The 14,949-nt window shown below is 70.5% G+C and carries 14 protein-coding genes; 8 read left to right on the top strand and 6 right to left on the bottom strand.

All coding sequences use genetic code 11. The annotated features are described in order from the left end of the window. The first annotated feature begins 150 nt into the window (after positions 1 to 150). Genes LQ938_RS12255 through LQ938_RS12235 form a run of 5 tightly spaced genes read left to right on the top strand, consistent with a single transcriptional unit; the run spans position 151 to position 3,836 of the window. Positions 151 to 543, top strand: a complete 393-nt coding sequence (locus LQ938_RS12255) for a TOBE domain-containing protein (RefSeq protein ID WP_223722790.1) — start codon at positions 151 to 153, stop codon at positions 541 to 543. A gap of 1 nt (position 544) precedes the next feature. Then, positions 545 to 1,327: a molybdate ABC transporter substrate-binding protein gene (gene modA, locus LQ938_RS12250; protein WP_223722791.1), complete on the top strand. Its 783-nt coding sequence runs from the start codon at positions 545 to 547 to the stop codon at positions 1,325 to 1,327. Then, on the top strand, positions 1,324 to 2,127 hold the full coding sequence (locus LQ938_RS12245) for an ABC transporter permease (RefSeq protein ID WP_223722792.1): 804 nt from the start codon (positions 1,324 to 1,326) through the stop codon (positions 2,125 to 2,127). Before modA ends, LQ938_RS12245 begins: the two co-directional genes overlap by 4 nt. Next, entirely contained in the window at positions 2,124 to 3,200 is a 1,077-nt protein-coding gene (locus LQ938_RS12240; protein WP_223722793.1) for a sulfate/molybdate ABC transporter ATP-binding protein, read from the top strand. The genes LQ938_RS12245 and LQ938_RS12240 overlap by 4 nt, the downstream gene beginning before the upstream one ends. Positions 3,201 to 3,245: 45 nt before the next feature. Further along, complete coding sequence (locus tag LQ938_RS12235) at positions 3,246 to 3,836, top strand: GNAT family N-acetyltransferase (protein ID WP_223722794.1); 591 nt, start codon at positions 3,246 to 3,248, stop codon at positions 3,834 to 3,836. 19 nt (positions 3,837 to 3,855) lie between these two features. Here the strand turns inward: LQ938_RS12235 and LQ938_RS12230 are convergent, their stop codons facing one another. The 4 genes from LQ938_RS12230 to LQ938_RS12215 all read right to left on the bottom strand — a co-directional run bounded on the left by LQ938_RS12230 (position 3,856) and on the right by LQ938_RS12215 (position 9,821). Beyond that, positions 3,856 to 5,589: an amino acid ABC transporter ATP-binding/permease protein gene (locus LQ938_RS12230; RefSeq protein WP_223722795.1), complete on the bottom strand. Its 1,734-nt coding sequence runs from the start codon at positions 5,587 to 5,589 to the stop codon at positions 3,856 to 3,858. Then, on the bottom strand, positions 5,586 to 7,262 hold the full coding sequence (gene cydD / locus LQ938_RS12225) for a thiol reductant ABC exporter subunit CydD (protein ID WP_223722796.1): 1,677 nt from the start codon (positions 7,260 to 7,262) through the stop codon (positions 5,586 to 5,588). The genes LQ938_RS12230 and cydD overlap by 4 nt, the downstream gene beginning before the upstream one ends. Positions 7,263 to 7,331: 69 nt before the next feature. After that, positions 7,332 to 8,363, bottom strand: coding sequence for a cytochrome d ubiquinol oxidase subunit II (gene cydB, locus LQ938_RS12220; RefSeq protein WP_223722797.1), 1,032 nt, complete (start codon positions 8,361 to 8,363; stop codon positions 7,332 to 7,334). A gap of 9 nt (positions 8,364 to 8,372) precedes the next feature. After that, positions 8,373 to 9,821: a cytochrome ubiquinol oxidase subunit I gene (locus LQ938_RS12215; protein WP_223722798.1), complete on the bottom strand. Its 1,449-nt coding sequence runs from the start codon at positions 9,819 to 9,821 to the stop codon at positions 8,373 to 8,375. Between the two features lie 257 nt (positions 9,822 to 10,078). Between LQ938_RS12215 and moaA the strand changes: the two genes are divergently transcribed. Both moaA and fdhD read left to right on the top strand, forming a co-directional pair. Continuing rightward, positions 10,079 to 11,092: a GTP 3',8-cyclase MoaA gene (gene moaA, locus LQ938_RS12210; RefSeq protein ID WP_263317706.1), complete on the top strand. Its 1,014-nt coding sequence runs from the start codon at positions 10,079 to 10,081 to the stop codon at positions 11,090 to 11,092. Position 11,093: 1 nt separating this feature from the next. Beyond that, on the top strand, positions 11,094 to 11,927 hold the full coding sequence (gene fdhD, locus LQ938_RS12205) for a formate dehydrogenase accessory sulfurtransferase FdhD (protein WP_223722800.1): 834 nt from the start codon (positions 11,094 to 11,096) through the stop codon (positions 11,925 to 11,927). Positions 11,928 to 11,955: 28 nt separating this feature from the next. On the opposite strand, the gene LQ938_RS12200 is transcribed toward fdhD, so the two are convergent. Next, on the bottom strand, positions 11,956 to 12,606 hold the full coding sequence (locus LQ938_RS12200) for a helix-turn-helix transcriptional regulator (RefSeq protein WP_223722801.1): 651 nt from the start codon (positions 12,604 to 12,606) through the stop codon (positions 11,956 to 11,958). A gap of 158 nt (positions 12,607 to 12,764) precedes the next feature. Here LQ938_RS12200 and LQ938_RS12195 point away from each other — a divergent pair, with 158 nt between their 5' ends. Continuing rightward, the gene (locus LQ938_RS12195) at positions 12,765 to 13,685 is read left to right on the top strand and encodes a diacylglycerol/lipid kinase family protein (RefSeq protein ID WP_223722802.1); all 921 of its coding nucleotides are present in this window, start codon (positions 12,765 to 12,767) and stop codon (positions 13,683 to 13,685) included. 106 nt (positions 13,686 to 13,791) lie between these two features. On the opposite strand, the gene LQ938_RS12190 is transcribed toward LQ938_RS12195, so the two are convergent. After that, on the bottom strand, positions 13,792 to 14,898 hold the full coding sequence (locus LQ938_RS12190) for a fatty acid desaturase family protein (RefSeq protein ID WP_223723029.1): 1,107 nt from the start codon (positions 14,896 to 14,898) through the stop codon (positions 13,792 to 13,794). Positions 14,899 to 14,949 lie beyond the last annotated feature (51 nt).

Genomic DNA, 14,949 nt, shown 5'->3' with positions numbered 1-14,949 from the left:
ATCGGGAGCGCTCGCATGTCGCAATCCGTCGCCCGGGATCGCGGATCGCGTCACGTGAGCGAAGGATCGCGCCTTCACGAGCTCCGGTCTGCACGCAGATGCGGAGATATCTCGCGCCTTAACCCGTATGTGCGGCACTAGAGTGGCGGGATGCACAGCTACAAGGTCGCCCAGGCCGCCCGGTTGCTCGGGGTGAGCGACGACACGGTGCGCCGGTGGATCGATCAGGGGCTGCTCCCCGTGACCGACGCGACCCCGGCGGAGATTCCGGGCGCCGCCCTGGCCGAGCGGGCCGTCGCGCTCGCGGCATCCGCATCCCTCCCCGGCGATGTGCTCTCGAGCGCCCGCAACCGGTTCACCGGCCTCGTGACGCGCGTGCAGATCGACGGGGTGATGGCCCAGGTCGATATCCAGGCGGGCCCGCACCGGGTGGTGTCGCTCATGTCGGCCGAGTCGGCACGCGAACTCGCGCTCGAGCCCGGGTCGCTCGCGGTCGCCGTCGTCAAAGCCACCACCGTCATCGTCGAAACCCCGAAGGACTGACATGCGCCGCCGAGCCGCCCTCGCCGCCCTCCTCGCCACGACTGCCTTCCTCGCCGCGGGCTGCGCGGGCAGCACCGCCCCGGCCGCATCGACGGCCGCGAGCGACGAGCTCACCGGATCGCTCACGATCTCGGCCGCCGCCTCGCTCGGCACCGCGTTCGACGAGATCGCCGCGGCCTTCGAAGCGCAGCATCCGGGAGTCGATGTGCGCCCGATCTCATACGACGGATCGTCGACGCTCGCCAACCAGATCATCGAGGGCGCGCCGGTCGACGTGTTCGCCTCGGCGGACGAGAAGAACATGGCGAAGGTCGTCGACGCGGGTCTCGCCGCAGACCCCACGCTCTTCGCCTCCAACACGCTCGTCATCGTGGTGCCCGCCGGCAACCCGGCCGGCATCTCGTCGCTGGCCGATCTCGCGGCACCGGGTGCGACCGTCGTGCTCTGTGCGCCCGAGGTGCCGTGCGGCGCGGCCTCCCAGACCCTGCTCGCGAACGCGGGGGTCACGGTGACGCCCGCCAGCGCCGAGCAGAATGTGACGGCGGTGCTGACGAAGGTCGCCGAGGGCGAGGCCGACGCGGGGCTCGTCTACGCGACCGACGCGCTCGGCAACGCCGACGTCGAATCGATCGTTCCGGACGGCGCCGCCGACGTCGTCAACCGCTACCCGATCGTGGCTCTCACGGACGCACCGGATGCCGACGCCGCCGCCGCCTTCGTCGCGTTCGTCGCGGGAGACGAAGGCCGCGCGATCCTCGCCCGCCTCGGCTTCGGACCGGCGTGAGTCGTCGGACTCCGGCGTTCGTGCCGCGTGCGCTTGTCGCGCCCGCGGCACTCGGTCTGGCGTTCCTCGTCGTTCCCCTGGTCGCGCTCGTCGCGCGCGTGCAGTGGTCGACGCTGTGGCAGGACGTCACCTCTCCGGCCGCGCTCTCGGCCCTCGGCCTCTCGCTCGGCACCGGGCTCGTGGCGACCGTCCTGTGCCTGCTCGTGGGTGTTCCGCTCGCGCTCCTGATCGCCCGTTCCGGGGCGAGGGCCGCCGCGATCCTCCGTGCGGCCGTGACGGTGCCGCTCGTGCTGCCGCCCATGGTGGGTGGAATCGCGCTCCTGTTTCTCTTCGGCCGCAACGGGTGGCTCGGCGGCGCCCTGGATCTCGTGGGCGTCCGGTTGCCGTTCACGACGGCGGCGGTGGTGCTCGCGCAGGCCTTCGTCGCGCTGCCGTTCCTCGTGCTGGCCCTCGAGGGGGCGCTCCGGGCAACGGGCACCGGGTACGAGCAGGCGGCGGCCGCCCTCGGTGCCGGGCGCTGGACAGTGCTCCGTCGGGTGACCCTGCCGTTGGCCGCCCCGGGGCTCGTGACCGGAACGGTTCTGTGCTTCGCGCGGGCGATCGGCGAGTTCGGCGCCACCGCGCTGTTCGCGGGGAACGCGCCGGGCGTGACCCAGACCATGCCGCTCGCGATCTACACCGCGTTCAATGGCGCCGGGGTGTCGCAGGGCACCGCCGTCGCGCTCGCGCTCCTGCTGCTCGTGACCGCCGTGCTCGTGCTCGTGCTCGTGCGGGCCTGGCGACCGGAGGCGGTGCGATGAGCGAGACGCTCGATGCCGACGTCACGGTCGACTACCCCAGCGGGTTCACGCTGTCGGCGCGGCTCGTGGCCGCATCCGGCACCACTGTGGCCGTCATGGGTCCGAGCGGCGCCGGCAAGTCGACCCTGCTCGCCGCGATCGCCGGATTGGTGGCGCTGGACGCCGGACACGTCAGGCTCGGCGAGCGCACCCTGTCGGACGGGCGGATGCGGATCGCCGCCGCGCGTCGCGGCACGGTGCTGCTCGGGCAGGACCCGCGGCTCTTCCCGCACCTCTCCGCGCGTGAGAACGTCGCCTTCGGTCCGCGCGCCGCCGGTGTCGCGGTGGCCGAGGCGCGCCGGACGGCCGACGAGCTGCTCGCGCGCGTCGGTCTCGCCGAGGCGGGCGACCGTCGCCCCGCAGCCCTTTCAGGGGGTCAGCAGCAGCGCGTCGCGGTCGCGCGGGCGCTCGCCGCATCGCCCGGCCTCATCCTTCTCGACGAGCCGTTCACCTCGCTGGATCCGGTGACCGCGAGCGGCATCCGGACGATGCTCAGTGCCCAGCTCGCCGACCGCACGTGCATCATCGTCACGCACGACGCCGTCGATGCGGTGGCGCTCGCCGACCGGGTCGCCGTCGTTGAGGACGGGCGGATCACCCAGTCCGGGCGCGTCCGTGACGTGCTGCGTGCGCCCTCGACGGCCTTCGTCGCCTCGCTCGCCGGCCTCAACCGGGTCGTCGGCGTCTCAGCCGGTGGCGCGTGCCGCGTCGGCGACGTGGCGTTCGCGGGGGACCGCGGGGCCCGCGTGCCGGACGGCCAGTCGGTCGCCGCCGTCTTCCGGCCCGCCGACGCGCGCATCGTGCCCGGGAACGTGCACGGGAGCGGCACCAGTAGGACGACCACCTGGCACGCCGTGGTCGCACGACTCGAGCAGACCGTCGGCGGGGTGCGCGTGCACACCGTGGCCGCGGGCGGCAGCATCCAGGTGGCGGTCGACGTCGCGACCGACGAGCTGGCGGATGCGGGCCTGGTTCCCGGCGTCGAGATCGTGGTGCAGGTGCCGGCGACGACCGTGCGGCTGCTGCCGGTCTGAGAGGACGGGCTCGGGAGAGTCGCGGCCGCGTCGTAGGCTCGGCGAATGAGCCGCATCCGCCCTTTCCGCGTCGGCGATGAGGCCGACCTCGCCGACATCTGCGTGCGGACGGCTGCCGCGGGTGCGGATGCGACGGGCGCGCTGTCCGACGACGGCATCTGGGCTGAGATCTTCGTGCTGCCCTATGTGGCGCGACACCCCGACACCGCGTTCGTGGTGGAGGGAGAGGGGCGGGTGCTCGGCTACGCCGTGGCCGCTCCCGACACGGTCGCTTTCGAAGAGTGGTTCCGGTCGGAGTGGTGGCCGGTGCGCGCCGCCCGCTTCGCCCGCGAGGGCGCCGACCCGCGCGAGGCCGGGCTGCTCGCGTACGCCGACGCGCGGGGCAGTCGCGTCGATCCGCGCGCGGCGAAGTATCCCGCCCATCTGCACATCGATCTGCTTCCGGACCTGCAGGGGCAGGGGTTCGGGCGCGCCCTGATCGAGCGGCTCGGTGAGACGCTCCGTTCGCGGGGTGTCACCGGCGTCCACCTGGTCGCGTCCGCCGAGAACACCGCCGCCGTCGGGTTCTACGACCGGCTCGGCTTCACGCGACTGCCGTCGGCCGCGGGGGAGCAGGCCTTCGGGCTCATCCTCTAGCCCGTGACGGAGGCTGCGGTCAGGCCAGGCGCCCGGCTTCCAGGCGCACCTCGCGGTCGACGAGTCCGGCCGGCACGTCGACGTGCGAGATGAGGATGACGGCGCGTTCGGTGCCGACTGCGCCGAGCAGGTCGCCGAGCAGCGCATCGGAGGCGGCGGGGTCGACCCCCGCCGTCGGTTCGTCGAGCACGAGCACCGGGAAGTCGGCGAGGAGGGCCCGCGCGAGGGCGATGCGCTGGGCCTGGCCGCCCGAGACGAGCGCGCCGCGTTCGCCGAGGCTCGCGTCGAGCCCCCCGCGCTCTGCGGTCCACCCCGCGAGACCGACCCGTTCGAGCGCCGCCCACAGGTCGTCGTCGGTGGCCGAGTCCCGGGCGAACAGCAGGTTCTGCCGCAGGGACTCGTCGAACAGGTACGGCGACTGCTCGCATAGCCCCACGGTGCGCCGCAGATCATCGCCGTTCACCGTGCGGGCCTCGACATCGCCGATCCGATACGACCCGCCGTAGTCCAGGAAGCGCACCAGGACGTGCGCGAGCGTCGTTTTTCCCGCGCCGCTCGGCCCGGTGATCAGCACGCGCTCGCCCGGCGCGACGTCGAGATCGACCGCGATGAGTCGGCCCGAATCGGAGTCGGATGCATCCACCGGCGGTGCGGGCGTCGCCGCGGTGGGCGCGACGGCGTCTCCATCGACGTTCCCGCCGCGGTCGGGCCAGCGTGCGCTGAGGCCCCGCAGCGAGATACCGGTGCCGAGGGCAGGCGCCGATCCGGTCGCGGCCGGTTCGTTCTGCGGAATGCCGGCGGGCACCGCATCCGGAACGGTCCGTGCGACGCGTTCGGCCGCAGACCGCACCTGGCGCCATGACGCGAGCGCGAGCGGAACGGGGCCGAAGATCTCGAAGACGGCCATCGGCAACAGCACGACCACGGCGAACGCCGGGCCGGCCATCGCGCCCGCGCTCAGCCCGGGTAGGGCGACGAGCAGGGCAGCGACCGAGGCGACACCCGCGAGCAGTGACACGGCGCCGGAGGTGAAACCCTGCGCTCCGGCGCGGCGGACGATCGCTCGGCGCAGCGCCTCGTCCGCGGCACGAACCCGGGCATGCGCCGCATCCGTTGCATCGAACGCGGTCAGCACGTCGAGTGACGTCAGCTCGTCGACGAGCGCGTCGGCCAGACGTGAGCGCAGCGGAGCGATCTGACGCTCGGCGCGGGCGCCGAGGAGCCAGCCGAGCCAGACCGCGAGAGCGAAGGCGACGACGAGGCAGGCGGCGAGGGTGACGGCGGCCAGGGGCGAGAGGAATGCGACGAAGACGACGCTCGCGAGCGACGCCGTTCCGGCCACTGCGAGTGGCATGACCACGCGCAGCGGCAGGTTCTGCAGCTCGTCGACGTCGTCGACCAGCCGCGAGAGCAACGCACCGCGCCGCGCACCGCCCAGGCCGTCCGGGGCGAGCGGCACGATCCGGCGCACCAGCGCCGCGCGCACCCCGGCGAGCTGACCGAGCGTCGCGTCATGCCCGGTGAGACGTTCGAGGTAGCGGAAGACGCCGCGACCGAGCGCAAACGCGCGTACCGCGACGACGACGGCCGTGATGTACATGACCGCGGGCTGTTCGGCCGATCGTGTGATCAGCCAGGCGCTCGCGGCCAACAGGGCGATCGCGCTGACCGCGGTGCCGAAACCGGCGGCCAGCGGCCCCCAGAAACGACGGATCGGGGGTTGGGCGGAGCGCAGCACCTCGGCGGTTCTCATGCGCGTCCTCCGCTCGCACCCTCGAGCGCGGGCAAGGAGGTGATGCGGTCGGCGATGTCGCGGGCGGACCGGCGGTGCGAGATCAGCAGCACGCCCGCCTGCTCGGTATCGGCCACCCGTCGAAGCGTCTGCCACAGCCGAGCCTCGGTCGCGCCGTCGAGGGCACTCGACGGCTCATCGAGAGCGAGAACCCGTGCACGTCCGCTCCGCAGGCGGTACAGCGCGCGCGCGATCGCGACCCGCTGCGCCTGCCCGCCCGAGATTCCCGCCCCGGCGGCGCCCAGAACGACGGATGCGGGCACATCGACGCCCGCGTCTGCGAGGCATCGGGCGACGCGCTCCGCATCCGGTGCCGGATCGCCGAGCGCGACGTTCTCCGCGATCGTGCCGGAGAGCAGGCCCGGGCGCTGGCCCGCCCACGCCAGCACCTCACGCGCCGACGTCGCGCCGGCGTGGATGATTCCCTCGGCGGGCACGAATCCGAGGAGTGCGGACAGGATGCTGGACTTGCCCGCGCCGCTCGGCCCCTCGAGCAGCACGATCTCGCCCGCGGAGACGTCGAGGTCGAGCGGTCCGATGACGCGCTGGCCGCGGCGCACGACCAGGCCACGCGCCGACACCAGCGGCCCGGCCGGCACGGCGTCGGCCCGCGCTTCCGGGGCCGTCGGTGCCGGGACGCCCTGCGCGGTATCCAGCACCTGGAAGATCTCGTCGGTCGCCGCCACGCCCTCGGCCGCGGCGTGGAACTGCACGCCGACCTGACGGAGCGGCAGATACGCCTCGGGCGCGAGCAGGAGCACGAAGAGTCCGACGAGCAGCGGCATCTCGCCGCCGAGGAGGCGGAAGCCGATCGTCACCGCGAGGATCGCCACCGAGATCGAGGCGAGGAACTCCAGCGCGAAGCCCGACATGAACGACACCCGCAGCACCGACATGGTCTCGCGCTTGTAGTCGCGGGTGACGGTCTCGATGCCCTCGGCGGCCCGGTGCTGACGGCCGAAGATCTTCAGCGTGCCGAGGCCCGCGACCGTGTCGGAGAACCGTGCCGCGAGTCGATGGAGCGTCGCATACTGCCGGTTCTGCACCGCGCGCGTCGCCAGACCGATCAGCACCATGAAGACGGGGATGAGCGGGACGGTGACGATCACCGTGATCCCCGAGATCGGGTCGGCGACCAGGATCGCGAGGATGAGGATCGGCATCGTGATCGCGGTGGCGACCAGCTGCGGCAGGTACCGCCCGAAGTAGGCGTCGAGGGCTTCCAAGCCGTGGCCGGCGGTGACGGCGAGCGACGAAGTGTTGCGCGCCGCCAGCCATCCCGGGCCGAGGGCCTCGACGGCCCGCACCAACCGGTCGCGGAGCTGCAGCGACGCCCGCGCCGCGCCGATCGCCGACGTGCGTTCGGACGCCGCGATGAGCAGGCCGCGGAGGAGGGCGAGTGCGGCCGCGCCGGCGAGGGCGGGGATGAGATCCGCGACCGGCTCGCCGGCGATCGCACCGACGAGGGCCACGGTCAGAAGCCAGGCGAACCCGAGGATCACGCCGGTCTGGGCGAGAACGATGGCCGCGGTGACCAGCAGGAACCCGCGCGACGCGGTGCTGTACCGCAGCAGGCGCGGATCGACCGGCCGATTGCTCACGCGCGGGGCGGCGGGAGCAGCATCCGTGGTCACTCTACGATCCTGCCTCATCATGCGGGGACGAACTGCGGGGGTGCGGCGCGGGCGGGCGCCGCACCCCGATCAGTGCGCGACTGCTGCTGCCTTCTCGATGCGCGACCGCGTGACGCGCTTGCGGAAGATCCAGTACGTCCAGCCCTGGTACAGCAGCACGAGCGGAAGGAAGATCACCGCCGCCCAGGTCATGATCGTGAGCGTGTAGTCGGTGCTCGACGCGTTCTCGATCGTGAGCGTGCCCGCCGGGTCTCCCGTGGAGGGCATCACGTTCGGGAAGAGCGCGAACCACAGGGTGAGCACGGCGAACGCCACCGTTGCGGCGCCGAACGCGAACGCCCAACCCTCGCGGTCGATCCGGTTGGCGATCAGCGAGCCGATCAGCAGCACGGCGGCGAGGCCCGCGCAGACGACCACGAGCATGAGCGCCGGTGCGCCCGCGTTCGTCGCGTTCAGCACGGTCCAGAGCAGGAACACGGCGGCGACGACGACCGTGAGCAGCCCCGACCGGCCCGCGAGTCGACGCGCGTCCGAGCGCACAGCGCCATCGGTCTTCAGCGCGACGAAATACACGCCGTGGGTGAAGAAGAGCAGCAGAGTCGTCAGGCCGCCGAGCAGGCCGTACGGGTTCAGCAGTGTCAGCAGGGAGCCGGTGAACTCGTGAGCGGCATCCAGCGGCACGCCCTGCACGATGTTCGCCACGGCGACGCCCCAGAGGAACGCGGGGACCGCGGAGCCGACCACGATCATCGTGTCGAAGCCGCGCTTCCACTTCAGGCTGTCGCGCTGGTGGCGGTACTCGAATGAGACACCGCGGACGATGAGCGCGAGCAGGATCAGCAGGAGCGCGAGGTAGAACCCGCTGAAGAGCGTGGCGTACCACTCCGGGAAGGCCGCGAATAGGCATGCGCCGGCCACGATGACCCAGGTCTCGTTGAGGTCCCAGACCGGGCCGATCGTGTTGATGATCTGCCGGCGACCGATGTCGTCCTTACCGAGGAAGGGCAGCGACATGCCGACGCCGAAGTCGAACCCGTCGAGCACGAAGTACCCCACGAACAGGATGCCGACGATGAAGAACCAGACGTATGCGAGATCCATGCCGCGCTCCTAGTAGACCGTGGTCGGGGTGTAGTGGCCGTCGGAGTCCGCATCCGCGCCCTCACCCGGCTCGGGGATGGGCTCCGGCCCCGCCTGCGCGGCCTTGCGGATGAGGCCGAACTCGACGACCGCGAGCACGGCGTAGGTCAACGTGAACGCGACGAGCGATATCAGGACCGTCCATCCGGGGACGCTGGGGGAGACGCCGTCCTCGGTGAGCATGAGCCCGAACACGATCCAGGGCTGCCGGCCCATCTCGGTGAAGACCCAGCCGACCAGGCTGCCGAGCATGGGGAGGGGCGCCGACCAGATCGCGACCCGCCATGCCCACTGGGGCACCGCGCGCTTCGCCTTCGTGCGGGTGAGCCACAGGCCGACCACGGAGACGAGCGCGGCGGCCGCGCCGAACGCCATCATCCAGCGGAACGACCAGTACGTGACCCAGATGACGGGCGCGAACGGAAGTTCGCCGCCAAGCTGGTCGGCGAACATCGGCCAGTTCTGGGTGTAATCGGCGTTCAGGTTGTTGATGCCCTCGACGCATCCGTCGAACGTGTGGGTCGACAGGAACGAGAGCAGATAAGGCACGCGCAGTGACCAGATCTCGCTCGTCCCGTCGGGCGTGCCGAGGGAGAAGAGGGAGAACGAGGCATCCGGCCCGCAGGCGGTGTTGTACAACGCTTCCGCCGCCGCCATCTTCATCGGCTGCGTCGCCACCATCTGGAGACCGAGGGCGTCTCCGGCGATCGCGACACCGGCGAAGGAGATGAGCATCATCCACATGCCGAACCGCAGCGCCGGACGCATCGTCTCCTGGTTGCGGTGACGCGAGAGGTGCCAGGCGGCGACCGCGATAACGACCGCCGCGGCGAACATGAAGGCGGCGAACATGGTGTGCGGGAAGGTCGCCAGAGCGACGCGGTTGGTCAGCACGGCGCCGATGTCGATGAGTTCGGCGCGGCGGCCGTCGCCAGACATCTGGTACCCGACCGGGTTCTGCATGAACGAGTTCGCGGCGAGGATGAAGTAGGCCGACATGACGGCGCCGATCCACGCCATCCAGATGGTCGCGAGGTGCAGCCGTTTCGAGAGCCGATCCCAGCCGAAGATCCACAACCCGATGAACGTCGCCTCGAAGAAGAAGGCGAGGAGTCCCTCGAAGGCGAGGGGAGCCCCGAAGACGTCACCGACGAAGCGCGAGTACGACGACCAGTTCATGCCGAACTGGAACTCCTGCACGATGCCCGTCACCACACCCATGGCGAAGTTGATGAGGAAGATCTTGCCGAACAGACGCGTCAGCTGCAGCCACTTCGTGTGCCCCGTGCGCACCCACGCCGACTGGAAGATCGCGACGACCAGACCCATGCCGAGAGTGAGGGGAACGAACAGGTAGTGGTAGAGCGTGGTGAGCCCGAACTGCCAGCGCGCAAGCGCGAGCGGATCCAGAAATTCCATCGACATCTCCTTCTCGGCCGTGCCGACGAGAGCGGAGCCGATCTCGAGGCGGCGCCGCCGGTACGGGTCGCCCTCAGTATGACACAGAGGTAAGACCACTGGAAGCGGAGATCTGCCGTCTCGACCCACGTCGGGTCCTGCGCCGCGTACCCTCGAGACATGACGACGGAGATCATCGGGCGGGCGGGCGCGTGAGCGTCGTTCCGGTCGCGATCGCGCGCCGTCGTCCGAGCGCGGCGCTCGACGCCCGGGGCACGATGACCGCTCCCGGCGAAGGCGGTCCGCTCGCCGACACGTTCGGCCGGGTCCACCGCGACCTGCGCATCTCCTTGACCGACCGCTGCTCGCTGCGCTGCACCTATTGCATGCCCGAGCAGGGCAACGAATGGCTGGCGCGTCAGAGCATTTTGACGCTGGATGAGATCGTCCGGGTCGCCCGCGTTGCCGCCGCCGCCGGGATCACGACGTTCCGCCTGACCGGCGGGGAGCCGCTCCTGCGCCGCGACATCGTCGATGTCGTCCGCGAGCTCGCCGCCATCGAATCCCCCGACGGCCCGGTGCAGATCGCGATGACCACCAACGGCATCCGTCTTCCCGACGTCCTGCCCGCGCTCATCGACGCGGGTCTGAAGCGGGTGAACATCTCGATCGACACCCTCGACCGGGAGAAGTTCGCAGCGCTCACCCGCCGGGACCGCCTCGACGACGTGCTCGAAGCGATCGCGGCGGCTTCCGCATCCGGTCTCCGCCCGCTCAAGCTGAACGCCGTCGCGATGCGCGGCGTGAACGACGACGAACTCGCCGATCTCGTGGCCTTCGCGATGGAGCACGGGGCGCAGATGCGTTTCATCGAACAGATGCCCCTCGACGCCGGACACACCTGGGATCGTTCCGCGATGGTCACGCGGGAAGAGATCGTCGGCGCGCTCGCCGCGCGCTGGACCCTCACGCCCGTGCCCGGTCGCGGCGGCGCACCCGCCGAACGGTGGACGATCGACGGGGGCCCCCACACCGTCGGTGTGATCGCCTCGGTGACGGCGCCGTTCTGCGGTGACTGCGACCGACTGCGCCTCACCGCCGACGGCCAGCTGCGCAACTGCCTCTTCTCCGAGACGGAGTACGACCTCGTGCCGATCCTTCGCGCGGACGGTACGGATGCGGACGTCGACCGGATGCTGCGCTCCTGCGTGCACGGCAAGCTCGCCGGCCACGCGATCGACGACCCGTCGTTCCTGCAGCCCGCGCGCGGCATGAACGCCATCGGCGGCTGACGTGGGGCGCATCACGACCCGGCGGCCCGTGGTTCGGATCACCCTCGGGCAAGAACCGCACAAGCGAGCCGACGTGCTCGCGGCAGAAGAGCCCCTCGAGATCCGGGTCGGCGGTCGCCCGCTCGCTGTGACGATGCGCACCCCCGGACACGACGTCGAGCTCGCCGCGGGCTTTCTCGTCTCGGAGGCGATCATCGGTCGCGGTGACGAGTTCTCGAACGCGATCCACTGCGGCGGGCCGGGAACGGGCGGCGTCGAGAACACGTACAACGTGCTCGATGTGACACTCGCCCCGGGCGTCGCACCTCCCGCCCCGGAAGCGACGCGGAACTTCTTCACGACCAGCTCGTGCGGTGTGTGCGGGAAGGCATCGATCGAGGCGATCGAGACGGTGTCGCGCTACGACGTCGCCGGCGACGATTCCACCGTGGATGCGGCCCTGGTCGCGACCTTCCCCGACCGGCTCCGCGCGGAGCAGGCGGTGTTCGCGAAGACCGGCGGCCTCCACGCCGCCGCGCTGTTCGATGCGGCGACGGGCGAGCTTCTCGTGGTTCGGGAAGACGTCGGTCGCCACAACGCGGTCGACAAGGTCATCGGCTGGGCGGCGCTTCACGATCGCTTGCCGCTCCGGGGCGCCGTGCTCCAGGTGTCGGGGCGCACGAGCTTCGAGCTCGTGCAGAAGGCGGTCATGGCGGGGATCCCGATCCTCACCGCCGTCTCTGCGCCGTCCTCGCTCGCGGTCGAGCTCGCGGATGCGTCCGGTCTCACGCTCGTCGGATTCCTTCGACCGCCGTCGATGAACGTCTACACGCGGGCTGACCGCATCCGGACCTGAGCCTGCGGGGGATCCGGAGCGCGGTGGGTCAGACGGCGACGGGCAGGCGGGTGGATGTGGCGGCGCGCTCGGCGAGCATCAGGCGCACGATGCACTGCTTCGGGTCGCAGGATGCGGCCATCGCGTCGACGCGGAGCGGGCCGTCCGCCTGGGCGAGGACCGAGTTCATGAGTCCGAGGTGCACGGCGCACAGGGTCTCGCGGTGGGTGGGCTCGGCGCTCGCGTGGGGGCAGGGGCTGATGTCGACCGTCAGGGTGCGTTCGTCCACGGCCGGGTCGAAGCCTGCTTCAACGAGGTCCTCCACGAGGGCGTCGATCTGGTGCACGGCGCTGGTCGGAAGGTCCGCATCCGCGTCATCGGTCCACGGCATCACACGCCGCATGAGGTCTCCGCGCTGGGCGGCCTCGCGCGCCTTGCGCTGAGCGATGGGACTGACACGGTGGGCTCCGGTGGCGGCGCTGTAGAGCGTGCGCGGCCGGCCACGCGTGGTGCGGTGCTCGGTCTCGGTGATGACGTACCCGCCGTTGATGAGACGCTGCAGGTGTTCGCGCACCGTGTTCGGGTGCAGGTCCGTCGCCGCGCACAGATCGGCGATCGTTCGTTGCCCGCGAACCTGCAGCGACTGGAGGATCTTCACGCGTGAGTAGCTCGAGATCGCGTTGTACGGTGCAGTGGTCATACCTCTAAGTATGTACCTGACCGGGTCGGATAGCGAGCATGAGTCCGCCGCGATCGCGAGCGGGTGAATTGTCGCTGGCCGAGGCCGCGGAATACCGGTCGGCGTGCCGCGGTGCAAGCCCGAGTTCGCCGGTGCCACGCGGGTGAGAGAGTAAGCGCATGACTCCTCTGCGCGCCGGCATCGTCTTCAACCCGAGCAAGATCTCGCGAGAGCAACTCGAAGCAGCGTGGGACGCGGAGGCGGACGGCGCCACGGCGGAATGGTTCGAGACGACCGTCGAGGATCCCGGACAGGGGCCGGCGCGCGCGGCGCTGGATGCGGGGTGCGATGTCGTCATCGCGGCCGGCGGTGACGGAACGGTGCGTGCCGTCGCCGAGGCGCTCGGCGGGTCGGATGCGGCCTTCGGCATCGTGCCGCAGGGCACCGGCAATCTTCTCGCCCGAAACCTGGGCGTGCCGCTCGGGAATCCACGCACGGCGCTGCGCCGCATCCTCACGTCCGAGCCGAAAAAGCTCGACATGGGATGGATCGAACTCGACGGCGGCGAGCCCCAGGCATTCGTCGTCATGGTCGGATTCGGGCTCGACGCGCAGATGCTCGCCGCGACCGACGACGAGGCGAAGGCGAAGGCCGGATGGCTCGCGTACGTCGCCGCGATGGGCCAGGCCCTGACGGCGTCCGAGATGGTGTCGGTGAAGGTGACCGTCGACGATCGCGAACCCCGCGAAGTGCAGGCGCACACGGTGCTGATCGGCAACTGCGGCACGCTGCAGGGCGGTCTCACCCTGTTCCCGGATGCGGAGCTCGACGACGGCGTCCTCGACGTGCTGATCGTGAGCGCCGAGGGTGCCGTCGAATGGATGGACACGCTTCGTGCCGCGGTGTGGGACAACGGCATCATGCGGCTCTTCGACAAGCAGAAGACGGCGACGAGCACGGAAGCCGCCCGTCACGGGCAGGCCGTCCGTATCGAGGTCGAGCTTCCTCAGCCCCACTCATTCGAGATCGACGGCGAAGAGGTCGGCGACGTGCAGCGGTTCACCGCGCGCATCGATCCGGGCGCGCTGCGCGTCTACTGACGCGGCGACGATGCCCGAAGTCCGGCAATCCTGCCGGGTTTCGGGCAAAGGAAAAGGCCCCGGTGCACCCGCGTCGCCAGACGCTCGCACCGGGGCCTTCGCCGTGTCAGACGCGGCGGTAGCTCGCAGCCATCGGGCAGTCGAACGGGTCGCGGGCAGCCAGTCCCACGCGGTTCAGATAGTCGATGACGATCGCGTACGAGCGCCACAGCGACGTCTCGGCGTACGGCACGTTGAGCGTGGCGCAGTGCTCGATCACAATCGCGCGGGCGCGGGCGAGGTGCGGGCGCGGCATGTTCGGGAAGAGGTGGTGCTCGATCTGGTAGTTGAGGCCACCCATCAACCAGGTCGCCCACCATCCGCCGCGGATGTTGCGGGAGGTGCGCACCTGCTTGCTGAAGAAGTCGAGCTTGGCATCGCGAGCGATGACCGGCATGCCCTTGTGGTTCGGCGCGAACGATGCGCCCATGTAGAGGCCGAACACCGCCAGTTGAACGCCGAGGAAGGCGAACGCCATGCCGAGCGGCAGGAAGAAGAAGATCGGCGTCAGCACGACGGCGAACCGTGTGAACAGGAGAGCGATCTCGATGAATCGTCCCTTGACCGGCTCGCGGCCGAACAGGTGGCGCACCGAGATGAAGTGGAGGTTCGCGCCTTCGAGAAGCAGCAAGGGGAAGAAGAACCAGCCCTGCTTGCGGGTGATGAGGCGCTGGATGCCGCGGGCCTTCGCTGCATCCTCTTCGAGGAATGAGATCGTGTCGATCTCGATGTCGGGATCTTTGTCGACCCGGTTCGGGTTCGCGTGGTGACGCGTGTGCTTCGTGGTCCACCACGAGTAGCTCATGCCGACGACGCCGGTCGCGAGGATGCGGGCGAGGCGGTCGTTGGCGGGGCCGGACGCCAGGATCTGGCGGTGCGCGGCTTCGTGGCCGAGGAAGGCGACCTGGGTGAAGAGGATGCCGAGGGCTGCGGCGATGAGGAGCTGGAACCAGCTGTCGCCGAGCAGGATGAAACCGGTGATCGCGCCGCCGAAACCGACGGCGATGACGGCACCGACGATGGCGTAGAAGCCACGTGCGCGGTTGAGAAGACCACTCTCTCGAACGACCTGCGAGACGTCCGTGTACGCGCGGGTGATCGGGGGGAATTCCGCTGTTCCGGAATAGGTCTGGCGAACGGGTCCGAGCCGCGGCTCGAGGGTGGTGGAGGAAATAACGACACCTTGTCGATCGTCGACCGCTACAGCCGTGAAGTGTGAGGCGGA

Source organism: Microbacterium sp. cx-55 (genome assembly GCF_021117345.1).
GTDB lineage: Bacteria > Actinomycetota > Actinomycetes > Actinomycetales > Microbacteriaceae > Microbacterium.
The sequence above is the reverse complement of the archived record's forward strand: the minus strand, read 5'-3'. Positions and strand labels throughout refer to the sequence as shown.